Here is a 12,738-nt window from a genome sequence, read left to right as displayed (position 1 = left end):
TTACTTATTATTACTTATTTTTCACCACAAAGACACAAAGGACACGGAGAAATTTTTTCTATGTGCTTATCTCTGTGCTTCTTTCTCTCTGTGCTTCTCTGTGTCTTTGTGGTAAAACATTTTATTTCATCGATCGCGAAAAAATATCGATAAAATTGCTCATAAAAATAGGGACAGTTTATTGTCCCTATTTTTGATAAGTTTTAGCCAGATATATTAGCGATCGACTGAACCCATAATCACATCGATACTACCGAGAATAGCCACAATATCGGCCACCTTATTTCCTCGCAATAAATCCGGTAAGATTTGCAGATTATTAAAATCAGCCGCCCGAATCTTCCACCGCCAGGGGAACACATTATCGTCACCGATAATATAGATCCCTAATTCCCCTTTGCCGCTTTCAATCCGCACATAATGTTCGCCAGCGGGAATTTTAAACGTGGGGGCAATTTTCTTACCCATAAACTGATAGTCAAAATCACTCCATTCAGATTTTGGCCCCCCTGCCATCCGTTTCGCCTCTAAGTTTTCGTAGGGGCCGCCGGGAAGGTTTTTCAGGGCTTGGCGAATAATTTTCACCGACTCCCGCATTTCCCCAATCCGCACAAAATAACGGGCTAAACAATCGCCCTCTTTTGCCCATTGCACTTCCCAGTCCAGATCGTCGTAGCATTCATAGTGGTCTACTTTGCGGAGATCCCATTTCACCCCGGAAGCACGCAGCATTGGCCCAGACAGTCCCCAGTTGATCGCCTCTTCGCGAGTAATCACACCGAGTCCTTCAATCCGACGACGGAAAATGGGGTTATCGGTAATCAGGCGCTCGTATTCATCGATTTTGGGGTCGAAATAGTCACAAAAATCTTCGCATTTGTCCACCCAACCATAAGGCAGATCGGCGGCAACCCCACCAATGCGGAAATAGTTATTGTTGATTAAGCGCTGACCTGTGGCGGCTTCCCACAGATCGTAGATGAATTCCCGCTCCCGGAAAATGTAGAAAAATGGAGTTTGGGCACCCACGTCCGCCAAAAATGGTCCTAACCACAGCAAGTGATTGGCAATCCGGTTTAACTCCAGCATAATCACCCGAATATAGCTGGCCCGTTTGGGGACGGGAATGTCCGCCAGTTTTTCTGGTGCATTCACGGTGACGGCTTCGTTAAACATCCCCGCTGCGTAATCCCAGCGGCTGACGTAGGGAACAAACATGATGTTGGTGCGGTTTTCGGCGATTTTTTCCATGCCTCGGTGCAAATAGCCCAAGACTGGCTCGCAATCCACCACATCCTCACCATCCAGGGTGACAATTAACCGCAACACCCCGTGCATTGAGGGATGGTGTGGCCCCATGTTGAGAATCATGGGTTCGGTTCTGGTTTCAATCATTGACATAACTGTGGCCTTTTCCCCTTGAGACAGATTTGGGCTGCCGCCCCAGTTGAGATTTTTGCTGTTTTGTCAAAACCCGATAGGTCGCGTCTGGACAAAAGCTCACCAAAGGCACGGCAGATGGATCAAAAATATTCGGTTGCAAGTATCTCGATCATTATAAAGTTTGTTGTGAACTGCCCAACGTGCCGACTCGGTAGATGGATAGAAAAATCTTTGAGGATCGATTAGGGATGCGTAAATAGTGCAGGGGGCCGCCATCGGTGTGCGGGGTTTAGGGGCGCAAGCATTGCGCCCCTACAAAGGTCAACAGTTAACAAATAACAAATAACAAATAACAAATAACAAATACTACTCGTTCGGTGCGAACCGCTATCTCAACAGATATAACAGAGAAGGCAAAACTATTTTTCCCGATTTGTTTACAGTACAAATTTTGTATTGACAAGGCGGCAATTGGTTTGCCATGTAAGATGCGTAATGTATTTCTGTAGTGTAGTTTAGCGAGGAGTCTCATTTAAGGATGTTTGATTGTATTATTGTCGGCGCAGGGCCTGCCGGGGGCAGTGCTGCTTACCATTTGGCGAAGAAAGGACATTCTGTGTTAGTCCTGGAAAAAGAATCTCTGCCGCGATATAAGCCTTGTGGGGGGGCGGTGTCACCACAAGTTGCCCAGTGGTTTGATTTTGATTTTAGTCCGGCGATTTCCCTGAAAGTGAAGCATCTTCGCTACACCTGGAGTAATGAAGACCCGGTGGATTTAGAGGTGACGAGTGCAGAACCAATTTGGATGGTCAAGCGGGATGTGTTTGACCAGTTTTTAATCGACCAAGGGAAGGGTCAAGGGGCTGAGGTTCGGGATAATACGGCGGTGACTGGGGTGGCCTTTAAGAATGGGGCTTGGGAAGTGGCGACGAGTAAGGGGCCGGTGACAGGTCGTTATTTGATTGCTGCTGACGGCGCTTCTGGGCCGATGAGTAAGTTGTTGGGCTTTAAGAAAGAGGTGAAACGCCGTTTGGCGGTGGGCCTTGAGGTGCCTTTAACTACGGGGGTGCAAAATTCGCCGATTAATTTTGATTTTGGGGAAGTGAAAAATGGTTTTATTTGGAATTTCCCGAAGGCGGATGGCTATTCTTTGGGAACGGCGGCTTTTATTGGTGGAGATGTGAAGAATCTGCCGGAAATTTTGCAGAAGTATGCCACTAATTTGGGTTTGGATCTAACTAATGCTAAACAGTATGAGGCAGAGATGGCTTTGTGGGATGGCGATCGCACTTTGCATACCCAAAATGCGGTGTTAGCTGGGGAAGCGGCGGCGGTGGTCGATCCCTTTACTGCTGAAGGAATTCGCCCTTCTATGTTTAGTGGGATTAAGGCGGCAGAGGCGATCGCGGCTGCCTTAGCCGGTGACAGCAACGCCCTGGAAAAATACACCGAAATTATGAAAGAAGAACGGGGCAGTGATATGGTTTGGGCGCAACGGATTGCTGGCGCATTTTTCCGCTTGCCGAAAATTAGCTACAAAGTCGGGGTGAAGAAACCCTCTGCCACCACAAAAATGGTGGAAATTCTCTGTGGAGAATTACGCTATTCAGAAGTGGTGGACGTGGCGGTGAAAATGCTCACTAAAGGCGTCTTCGGTGGGGGTTAATTTAATGTTTGATTGATGCGAAAAACCGGTTTTTTTTGAGGAAAAATCCGGTTTTTTTATTTGATTTTGCATTTAGACTTACAGGGTTTTTCAGATTAATGAATTACAAATTTTCGTAGGGGTGAAGCATGACCGCAGGTAAGGGCGAAGCATACTCTTCGAGAAGGCTTCGCCTACGGGTAAAAAATCTTGGTTTTGACCATTAAGATTTTCCCCAGAATGCTTCGCCCCTACACCCCATAAACCCTACATATATCTGTGGTTTATTCAGTAGAAAAACGCTTTAATTTAAAATCAGATATTTGGCGTCAGGGGGCATTTGCAATGTTACTTTGTTTCCCTGACGCTGGAGTTCTGCTTGCCCTCTGGCTAACCCGTTCATGTCTAATACTGTTGCTTTGGTAATTTTGGGGTTGTTGACGGTAATGGTTAGGTTATTTTCCGCGATCGCCCACGGGGCCTCACCGTAGCTGATTACCTCAAACCCTTGCAATTGCTGACCGTTTTTGTCTTCCCAGGTGACGGCTTTTTCTGTCCAACCGTGAGGACGGGCGACGGTTCCTACTTGAATTAATATTTTTTTAGAGGTGGCAATGGGTCGATCATCCATTGATACCGCGATCGCCGTGGCGTAGTTATTGCCAGAAATAATCGTGATATCTCCTAATTCAAAGTTGCCGATTTGTCCCAAAAAGCCGGTGACTCCTTGGGCTTTGGGGGCATTTAAGGTGGCAATGCCTTTGCCATAGTCCCACTGGATCTCCCCGGTTTGCGATCGCACCACTTTGGCTTTTTCATCAATATATTGATCCAAGTTCATCGCCTGACTTTGGCTGGGGTCAGCATTATAAGTCACTTCTACGGGGCCGACCAAAAAGGCGAGGGGATGAATTGAGTCAGATCCCCGGTTTTGTCCCAGGGATCTAGCGGCTTCTTGGTCGCGGTTGGGGTCAAAGCCGGAATTTTCCCCAATTATGGGCGATCGCCGCTGCCACAAATCATCCAGCGATCGCTTTTCGGCCACCACCACTGGCGCTGTTTGGATATAATTTTGACGATACATTAACGCCGCAGCGGGAAAATTGCCCAACAACTCTGGGGTATTAATCACCCATTTTCCAATGGACGGCTTAAACCCATTTGCCGAAGAAGGTTGACGCCATTGGGGTTCTTTCATGGAAAACCAATAGAAAGCATCCACCCCACCGAGGGACTGATAAATACTGACTAAAAAAGGCGCTTCTGACTGATAACCCAAAGGGGGCACCCAAGAACTTTCAGGAATAATCATGGGATAACCTGCTACTTGTTTTAAATTCGTGGGCAAAGAACTGGGGTCAAATAACACCGAACGGTTAATAAATTTATCCCCATTCACGATCGCCCAGCCCGAAAATTCCCCCCAATGACCGCCGCCATCATAATAACGATTTACGCCCATCACCTCACTGGGAGTATAAGAATAGCGTTCGGCATCATTTAGGGTCAGAGAATTGGCGGTTTTCCAGTTACCGGCATTAATTAACTGTTTGGCGCCGATTTCTTCTCGCAAAAATCGCACCATTTCCTGATTAAAATTATGCATGGTTTCTGTCCAAAACTGGGTTTGGTCTGCCAAACGTTTGGCTTTACCACTGTTCGGCTTTTGTTCTTGGGTCATTTCCCAAATGTGATAAAAGCCTACTCGACCATTGTTAAAGTCATCGCTTTCTATTTTGGCGTTGTTCCATGCTTTTGAGGCTGCGGCTAAAGAACCATATTTTTGCTTTAACCATTCGCCAAATTGACCGCTGAGAATTTCTCGATCGCGACCTTGAATACTTTCCACTGTCCAAAATAATAAGGAATCCTCGTTTTGCAGTTGAATAATGGCCACAGCCGGGTCATCTTTTAAGGCAATTCCTGTATAGGGATTGACTGGTTCAAACAGCGATCGCAGCCATCCTTTATAAGCCGCTTGTAACTCTGGATCAAAAAATAACAAACCCTGCATCGATTCACTATCTCTGGGAATGCCCCAGTTGGGTTTTGCCTTGACTGGCATGGCATAGTATGGGGAAATGGTCATATATATTCCCTCTTGTTTCATTCCCGCCACAAATTGCCAAAGTTGATCCCTAGCTTTTTCGTCAATATCTGTTAGTTTTGATTCTTCATTTTTGGCTTGAATTTGTCCATGCCAACGCACTAAATTAACCCCTCGTTTGGCTAAAAAACGCGCTTGGTCGGCGATCGCTTCTTTACCTTCTCTCCAACTATCAGAATTGACTGCCCAAAATCTAATCGGTACACCGTCCCCTTTGACAAAATTTCGACCATCAGGCGATCGGCGAATAAACCCCGATTCACCGGCTATTTTTTCATTGAGAAACCGCAAATCTAATAAGGCTTGATTATTATAAGTATCCGGTTCCGGTGTAAATGCCCAGGTTCCTGCTTCCGTCACCGTTACCGGGGTGGAACGGACGGGTTCAGAAGATACGGAATTTAGGGGCGATCCCCCCGTGGTCGCCCTGGTGCAGGATGTCACCAATAATAGTAAAGCCAGAAAGCTGGGAGAAAGTTTCCCTAGGGGGCGATCGGGTTTTTTTAGTATCATTGAATTTTTCCAAAAAAATTTAGCTAAATATGGTAATATTTTAGCATTGTCAGGGCAAAGCATTCCGGTATTAGATCCTTAATTTCAGAAACCGGGTTTCTTGTAGAGATTCCCCGAAAGTGGTCGCCCATTGTCCCAGAAACCCGGTTTCTCCTGCGGTCATGCTTCGCCCCTACAAAATTGGGGTCAAAAACCACATCAAACTTTACTTATTTATTAACAATTATGGGACAGTTAGAACGCCTAGTAATGATGGCAGAAGATCAGCTAACGGAATACAGCACCACCGCCAGAAAAATCGAAAAATTGCGGCGAAAAATTGGTCTTTCTGTCCCGATCGCGGAACAAAGGAAAGTCAAAGCCCAACTGATCGAAGAAATGCCCACAGATTTATTTAGTCGCATTCTGGAACACCAACGGCAAACGGTGGCATTACCTTTTTGGGGCATTGCGGGACTGGGATTATTATTTGGCATTTCTATGACTCAGCCGTTAGATTTTATTGCGACGGGAGTGGGGGGATTTATTGCTATTAAAGTGCAACAGATGGGCTGGAAATTACAAGCGAAACGATTAGTGATTCAAACTTTAGAAGAAATTGAGCAAGAACTGCAAAATCCCATGAGTTAATCCGTAGGGGCGCAAGCATTGCGGGCGCAAATTCTTAGGCTGGGCAAATTTTTGCCCACCCTACACCCTACACCCTACACCCTACACCCTACAAATACAGATTTTATTTTATCGCCACCGCAAAATAAACCGCGATAAACATGAAAATAAAGGCAACCAAATAATTCCATTTCAGACTTTCACCCAAAGTGATTACGGCAAAGCCAATAAACACCATAATAGAAATAGCTTCTTGGATGAGTTTTAACTGGGTGGCGGTAAACTCTCCATAACCAATCCGATTTGCCGGGACTTGAAAGCAATATTCAAAAAAAGCGATGCCCCAACTGGCTAAAATCACAAAAAATAATGATTGATTTTGCAAAAACTTGAGGTGTCCATACCAGGCAAAAGTCATAAATAGATTAGAGATGGTCAGCAAAAGTACCGTGAGCATAGTAATTTGTCCGAGAATTGAATCTATCTTAGTATAGATTTCTCGCAGTTTTTTTAGTCCAGGGATGGGAAGGGCAAATTAGGAAAATTAGGTTAATATTTCTTCATTTTTTATCTCTCTTAACCGAAAAAATGCTATAGCCAGTGTTTAGGATACGACCGATCTTCAGCGAGGTTATTGAAAACAACGGCACACAACAGAAGAATCATCGATCCCTCAAATGTTGGCACGATTAAAAATTCCCAGTCAGGCTTTGTCATCATAATAACTAAGGCAACGGCTCCCGAAGGCGGATGTAACGTTCCGGTAAGCTGCATCAGTCCGATCGCCGTAGCTACAGCCATCCCCATTGTCCAGGGAGCAGAACCGAAAATATGCAAAATGCTGAGGCTAATAAAGGCTGATAAAAGATTACCCCCAATGAGATTGCGCGGTTGCGCCAAAGGGCTGTCAGGAACGCCAAAAATTAAGACGCTGGTAGCCCCAAAGGGAGCCATTAGTAAGGGAGAATTGGTTTTGACGGAAAGGTAAGATGTGGCAGCGATCGCGCAGAAACTCCCCAACCAACTCCAAAAAATATGTTTGTGATGCGGTCGATCCATTGGACAAGTTAACGGTACAGACCGCCATTTCCCGAACAGCTTGAAGCAATAAGTTTCCCATTTCAACCGAATTTTCTGATATTTCCACATGAGTATATTTGCCGATGATTGACAACGAATTGGCCTTGATATCAGTATATGGTGACAATCAGGGAAAAACCACTAAAACGTATCTAACTATACAGAAAATTTTAATCAGCGCGATCGGGTTTAGTTATACGGATGCGGCGATCGGGCAAAAATAACATTCGTAGGGTGGGCAAAAATTTGCCCACCCTACACCCTACTTAGGAATATGAGCTATATTATGAGATGTAGACTCCGGGAAAATTCTATGGCTCCCATAGTGAGTTACGACCCCGGCGTAGGTAGAAAAAATTGTTCGTCAAACAGAAAAAAGTCCGTTTATAAAGTAAACGGACTTTTCTCTGTTAACCTGGTCTTTTTAAAGCTTTAGGAACTTTGGCATAAACCTCGGATTTATTACCAGATTTTTTCCCTGGTTTTTGACTCGATCGCCGAGAATCATGCCGGGATAATGCCCCTTCATAGATGCGTTTATTCTCATCGGCAGATTTAAATAAATCTACTACAGGCTGAGGATAATCAACGCCAATTATGACGTTAAATCGCTTTTGCTGGTCGGGGGAAAGTTGCCAGGGTTCATGGATTTTATCCGGGGCAACTTTTGCTAGTTCGGGCAACCAATGTTTGACATATTCTCCGAGGCGATCGTAGTCTTTGGATTGTTTGATAATATTAAAAAAGCGGAAGCCCCGCGCATCATTGCCCACTCCAGCGGTATAATTCCAGTTGCCGTAGTTGCTACAAACATCATAATCAATTAATAACGATTCAAACCATTCGGCGCCCATTTGCCAATTTATGCCTAAGTTTTTGGTGAGGAAACTTGCGACATTTTGCCGTCCGCGATTTGACATAAATCCGGTGGCAGCAAGTTCTCTCATATTGGCATCTACGAGAGGAAATCCGGTCATTCCTTGCCGCCATAAATCAAATTTTTCCCAGTCTTCTTGCCAAGGAATATCTATTCCTTGTAACCCGCAAAGATAAAATATTTTATTCCCATGTTTGGCGCCAATAAAGCGGAAATAATCCCGCCAAAGGAGTTCAAAAACTAGCCAGTATGTCGAATCGTTTTTGATGCGTTGCTGTTCATATTTTTGGACTTGCTCATAAATGTAACGAGGGGAAATGCAACCCATTGCTAACCAGGGAGAAAATTTAGAGGAGTAGTCAGCCCCTATCATTCCGTTGCGGGTTTCTTTATAAATTTTTAAGCAATCTTTTTCCCAAAAATACTGTTTTAATCGGGCGATCGCTTCGGTTTCACCGCCTTTAAATTGCAGGACAGACCGGGGAGAAAATTCCGGTTTTTCTAGACCAAAATCCGTTAAATCCGGGAGTTCGCCTATTTCTATTTTGGGCAAGGGCGGTAATTGTTTAGGGGTGGAAAATGTCGGGTTGACGCTGCCTTTTTTTTCTACTTCTTTACGAAATTGGGTAAATACTTCGGGAATTTCGCTAATGGAAAAGGGGAGGTTATTTGGATGATACAGAGTATGTCCCCAAAAGCCGGTGAGGGAAATTTCTAATGGTTTTAAGGCTTTTTTTAAGGCGGTTTCTACGGCAATTTCTTCTGAGGTGACTTCTTGATAGTAATAGATGTCAGTGATGTTAAATTGTTGGGCTAATTGGGGTAGGATTTCTTCCGGTTTTCCAGTGCGAATAATTAGGTTAGAAGCGATCGCTTTTAAAGAGTTTCTTAAATCTGCTACACTTTCTAACAAAAATTGGCCGCGAAATGCCCCGGTTTTGGGAAAACCATAAGGGGTTTTCCCAAAGTGTCGGGGGTCAAAACAATAAACGGGAATAATTTGCGAGGCGGGGTTTTTTTGACGGGTTGCCCGATAGAGGGGTTCATGGTCGTGAATGCGTAAATCGTTTCTATACCAAATCAGAATATTTTGAGTCATGGATTTTTTACCACAAAGGCACAAAGAGCACAAAGATAGTTTATATTAATTTATATCATACAGTAAATAGTAGGGTGGGCAAAATTTTGCCCACCCTACAACAATCAACAATCACCAATCAACAATCAACGAATATAGTGGTTATTGTCCGAATGAAGTACAGAAGTTTTCTGGATTCCCGCGAACGCGGGAATGACAAATTTTTTTGTACTTCATAATTCTGACAATTGCTATATTAAATCACCGGATGAATTTGTAAGGGCAAATCTGCCGATATCATTGCTTCTCCTGGGAGACGGTGAATCCGAAAACCGAGTTTTTTGCAGATATGTTGCATGATGAAATTATCGCTGAGAATTTCTGCCCGAATCACTGAATGTTTTTCGGCGTGACCAATGTCAATCATTAGACTTAGTAGTTTGGTGCCTAATCCTTTGCCTTGGAAGCGATCGCTCACTAGCATAGCAAATTCAGAGTCCTCGGTGCCGGTAATTTTGGTTAAGCGACTCATGGCAATAATCTGGGTATTGCCGGTTTCGAGATTTTGATATTCTACAACTAAAGACATTTCGCGATCGTAGTCAATAAAGCACATCCGAGACAGCCGTTCGTGGACGAGTAGGCGACTCTTTTTCATTATTTGGGCATAGCGCAAATAGAGACTATGTTCGGAAAGTTGATCGTGAAATTCCCGGACTAAGGGTTCATCTTCCGGCAGAATAGGGCGGATTTTCACTGGGGTATTGTCACGCAATTTCCACTCAGTGATATATTGATTAGGGTACGGACGAATTGCCAAATCTGGTAACTGGTCTTCGGTGACTTCTAAGTCATGTAAAATAATCCGCGCATCCAGGGCAATAAATCCATCGTGGGAAACTAACAGGGGATTAATATCCGTTTCTTTAATCCAAGGTTGTTCCACCAACAAGTAAGAAAAGCGGACTAATATTTGCTCCAGAATTTCTAAGTTAATCGGCTGACGACCGCGTACCCCTTTGAGGATTTTGTGGATTTTGGTTTGTTCCATCATCCGTCGTGCCAAAGTGGTATTTAATGGCGGTAAGGCGATCGCGCAATCATCGAGGACATGAATCAAAACTCCTCCCGCACCAAACAGCATCACGGGGCCAAATTGCCGATCCACCATGCTGCCGATAATTAATTCATAACCCTCAGATTTAATCATCGGCTGAATGGTCACGCCATCAAAATATTCGGCGCCAACTTTGTCTGTCACCGCCTGTTTTATGCCCCGATAAGCACTAATTACTTCCTCTGGAGTATGCAGGTTTAAGCGCACTCCGCTGACATCACTTTTATGGGTGATGCTGTCAGAATAGAGTTTCACGGCGACGGGATAACCGATTTCTTCGGCAGCGGCAACCGCTCTTTCTTCATTGGTGCCGATCATGGTTTTAACCGTGGGAATGCCATAAGCCGCAAAGACTTTTTGGGATTCAAATTCGGTTAAAGTAGTGCGTCCGGTATCTCGTGCGGTTTTAATAATTAAATCCGCATAAGCCCGTCCGGTCATTTCTTCGGGAATGGTGCCAGTTTTCCCCGATAATTTGCCCGCTAAAAATCGGTTGGCTTGGTCATCTTTTTGAATCCGCATGGGAGTTTCATAAAGACCCTGCAAGTTGTAGCTATAACGCCGCATATAGTCAAACAACCGCGCTGCCATATCCGGGAATGGGAAGCAAGGAATTCCCGCTTGATTCAAAATTTCCGCCCCCGCGCTGACTTCGGTGCCCCCGATCCAACTGGCTAAAACCGGCTTGCCTTTCAGTCGGCTGTATGGTTTGAGTTTTTCCGCCGTTTGGGTGGGCTCGGTCATGGACTGCGGGGTGAGGATGACTAATAAGCCATCGGTGTTGGGGTCGTTCGCCGCAATTTCTAACGCTTTGGCATAGCGATCGGGGTCCGCATCCCCCAAAATATCGATGGGGTTGTTATGACTCCAATGGGGCGGCAGAATTTTATTGAGGGCTTCAATAGTTTCTGGGGCAAGTTCCGTGAGTTCGCTGCCTTGAGAAACTAAAGCGTCTGTGGTAATCACTCCAGGGCCCCCCGCGTTGGTGAGAATGGTCAGCCGTGGGCCTTTCGGTGGCGGTTGTTTGGCCAACAATTCAGTGATGTAAAATAGGTAGGAAATACTGTGAACTCGCAGGACTCCACACCGTCTGAAGGCCGCATCCAAGACCGCATCACTACCGGCGATCGCCCCCGTATGAGAGGCCGCCGCTTTGGCCGCTTGTTCGGTGCAACCGGCTTTAATCACAATGATGGGCTTACTCAGGGCAACTTCTCGGGCTGCGGAGAGGAAAGACCTAGCATCCCCCACGGATTCCATATAGATGACGATGCTTTGGGTGCGCGGATCTTCGCCGAAATAATAGATCAAATCCCCCCAGTCCACGTCTAACATGGAACCAATGGAAACGAAGGCACTAAAGCCGACATTTTCCCGAAAACTCCAGTCGAGAATCGAGGTACAGAGTGCGCCACTTTGGGAAATAAAGGCCACATTTCCCGGACGGGCGATCGCCGAAGCAAAAGTAGCATTGAGTCCGGTTAATGGGTTCATCACCCCCAGACAATTGGGGCCAATAATTCGCAGATTTCCTCGACGAGCATAGTCCAGAATTTCTTGTTCGAGTTTGACTCCAGCCTCGCCAATTTCTTTAAATCCGGCGGAAACAATAATCGCCCCATTGACTCCCGCATCAACACATTGGCGAATAATGTCCGGAACCGTGGACGCTTTAGTAGCAATAATTGCTAAATCAACGGGTTCAGGGATTTCCGCAATGGTGGAATAGGCTTTGATGCCCAAAACACTGGTGCGTTTGGGATTCACTGGAAAAATTGTCCCCCCAAAGGGATTGCTCATTAAGTTCCATAAAATGGTTCTACCCACACTGCCCGGAGTTTCCGTAGCGCCTACTACCGCCACATTTTTCGGTGCAAAAATCGCATCGAGGGGTTGGCGTTTATCACCTAATATATTGTGGGCTGGGTCTGCGGCTGGTCTCAATGAGTTGATTAATCTCACTTGCATGGAAGCCTCCTAATCACTTGATTTCTGAAATATTTTCAACATTATTTTGCACCATTATTTTGCAACGGTAAAACTCTTCGATAATTTTTGATTTATCGAAATCAATATTTGTTTTCAGACTTTTTGACATTTTTCGGTAAAAATTAAATTTTTTTTTCAACAATTTTCATGTCGGTGACTTGACGGCAATCTGGTTGATTTTTTTGCTTTGCCATAAAAGCCGCATGAATCCCTCACAGTGAACTCTCTAAGTTTACTCTAACCTCATTAAATATTTGTTAACGGTTGACTAAGTATTGTTAATTTTTGTTGGCTTTATATTATAAATGACCCCAATTTGTTTATGGGTTTTTTCGGTTTA

General features: G+C 44.9%; 9 protein-coding genes. 3 read left to right on the top strand and 6 right to left on the bottom strand.

All coding sequences use genetic code 11. From position 1 onward, the window contains the following. Nucleotides 1–216 precede the first annotated feature (216 nt). Entirely contained in the window at nucleotides 217–1,401 is a 1,185-nt protein-coding gene (locus ABWT76_RS29505) for an NAD(P)H-quinone oxidoreductase subunit H (protein ID WP_054465578.1), read from the bottom strand. A 520-nt stretch (nucleotides 1,402–1,921) separates the two neighbouring features. Here ABWT76_RS29505 and ABWT76_RS29500 point away from each other — a divergent pair. Beyond that, nucleotides 1,922–3,049 (top strand): geranylgeranyl reductase family protein, encoded by a 1,128-nt coding sequence (locus ABWT76_RS29500; protein ID WP_054465577.1) that lies wholly within the window; start codon nucleotides 1,922–1,924, stop codon nucleotides 3,047–3,049. A gap of 283 nt (nucleotides 3,050–3,332) precedes the next feature. On the opposite strand, the gene ABWT76_RS29495 is transcribed toward ABWT76_RS29500, so the two are convergent. Further along, a complete protein-coding gene (locus ABWT76_RS29495) occupies nucleotides 3,333–5,648 on the bottom strand; it encodes a hypothetical protein (protein WP_190876793.1) in 2,316 nt (771 codons plus the stop codon). Nucleotides 5,649–5,873: 225 nt separating this feature from the next. On the opposite strand from ABWT76_RS29495, the gene ABWT76_RS29490 reads away from it, so the two are divergent. Further along, nucleotides 5,874–6,278 (top strand): hypothetical protein, encoded by a 405-nt coding sequence (locus tag ABWT76_RS29490; protein ID WP_054465576.1) that lies wholly within the window; start codon nucleotides 5,874–5,876, stop codon nucleotides 6,276–6,278. Between the two features lie 103 nt (nucleotides 6,279–6,381). On the opposite strand, the gene ABWT76_RS29485 is transcribed toward ABWT76_RS29490, so the two are convergent. Together ABWT76_RS29485 and ABWT76_RS29480 are read right to left on the bottom strand one after the other, a co-directional pair. Further along, on the bottom strand, nucleotides 6,382–6,714 hold the full coding sequence (locus tag ABWT76_RS29485; protein ID WP_054465575.1) for a DMT family protein: 333 nt from the start codon (nucleotides 6,712–6,714) through the stop codon (nucleotides 6,382–6,384). A 134-nt stretch (nucleotides 6,715–6,848) separates the two neighbouring features. After that, the gene (locus ABWT76_RS29480) at nucleotides 6,849–7,406 is read right to left on the bottom strand and encodes an HPP family protein (RefSeq protein ID WP_054465574.1); all 558 of its coding nucleotides are present in this window, start codon (nucleotides 7,404–7,406) and stop codon (nucleotides 6,849–6,851) included. Between the two features lie 14 nt (nucleotides 7,407–7,420). Between ABWT76_RS29480 and ABWT76_RS29475 the strand changes: the two genes are divergently transcribed. Next, nucleotides 7,421–7,561: a hypothetical protein gene (locus ABWT76_RS29475; protein ID WP_190876795.1), complete on the top strand. Its 141-nt coding sequence runs from the start codon at nucleotides 7,421–7,423 to the stop codon at nucleotides 7,559–7,561. A 186-nt stretch (nucleotides 7,562–7,747) separates the two neighbouring features. On the opposite strand, the gene ABWT76_RS29470 is transcribed toward ABWT76_RS29475, so the two are convergent. Continuing rightward, nucleotides 7,748–9,313 (bottom strand): DASH family cryptochrome, encoded by a 1,566-nt coding sequence (locus ABWT76_RS29470; protein WP_354635374.1) that lies wholly within the window; start codon nucleotides 9,311–9,313, stop codon nucleotides 7,748–7,750. 235 nt (nucleotides 9,314–9,548) lie between these two features. Next, nucleotides 9,549–12,377 carry a bifunctional acetate--CoA ligase family protein/GNAT family N-acetyltransferase gene (locus ABWT76_RS29465; RefSeq protein ID WP_054465573.1) on the bottom strand — a complete coding sequence of 943 codons (2,829 nt, stop codon included), beginning with the start codon at nucleotides 12,375–12,377 and terminating at the stop codon, nucleotides 9,549–9,551. Nucleotides 12,378–12,738 lie beyond the last annotated feature (361 nt).

It is taken from the genome of Planktothricoides raciborskii GIHE-MW2, assembly GCF_040564635.1.
Classification (GTDB): Bacteria; Cyanobacteriota; Cyanobacteriia; order Cyanobacteriales; family Laspinemataceae; genus Planktothricoides; species Planktothricoides raciborskii.
Note: the sequence above shows the minus strand (reverse complement) of the source record. Positions and strands in the feature narration are given on the sequence as shown.

Coding starts and splice junctions, on each gene's coding strand:
- ABWT76_RS29475 (WP_190876795.1), top strand. CDS start 7,421: ATGATTGACAACGAATTGGCCTTGATATCAGTATATGGTGACAATCAG.
- ABWT76_RS29505 (WP_054465578.1), bottom strand. CDS start 1,401: ATGTCAATGATTGAAACCAGAACCGAACCCATGATTCTCAACATGGGG.
- ABWT76_RS29465 (WP_054465573.1), bottom strand. CDS start 12,377: ATGCAAGTGAGATTAATCAACTCATTGAGACCAGCCGCAGACCCAGCC.
- ABWT76_RS29485 (WP_054465575.1), bottom strand. CDS start 6,714: ATGCTCACGGTACTTTTGCTGACCATCTCTAATCTATTTATGACTTTT.
- ABWT76_RS29490 (WP_054465576.1), top strand. CDS start 5,874: ATGGGACAGTTAGAACGCCTAGTAATGATGGCAGAAGATCAGCTAACG.
- ABWT76_RS29500 (WP_054465577.1), top strand. CDS start 1,922: ATGTTTGATTGTATTATTGTCGGCGCAGGGCCTGCCGGGGGCAGTGCT.
- ABWT76_RS29470 (WP_354635374.1), bottom strand. CDS start 9,313: ATGACTCAAAATATTCTGATTTGGTATAGAAACGATTTACGCATTCAC.
- ABWT76_RS29495 (WP_190876793.1), bottom strand. CDS start 5,648: ATGATACTAAAAAAACCCGATCGCCCCCTAGGGAAACTTTCTCCCAGC.
- ABWT76_RS29480 (WP_054465574.1), bottom strand. CDS start 7,406: ATGTGGAAATATCAGAAAATTCGGTTGAAATGGGAAACTTATTGCTTC.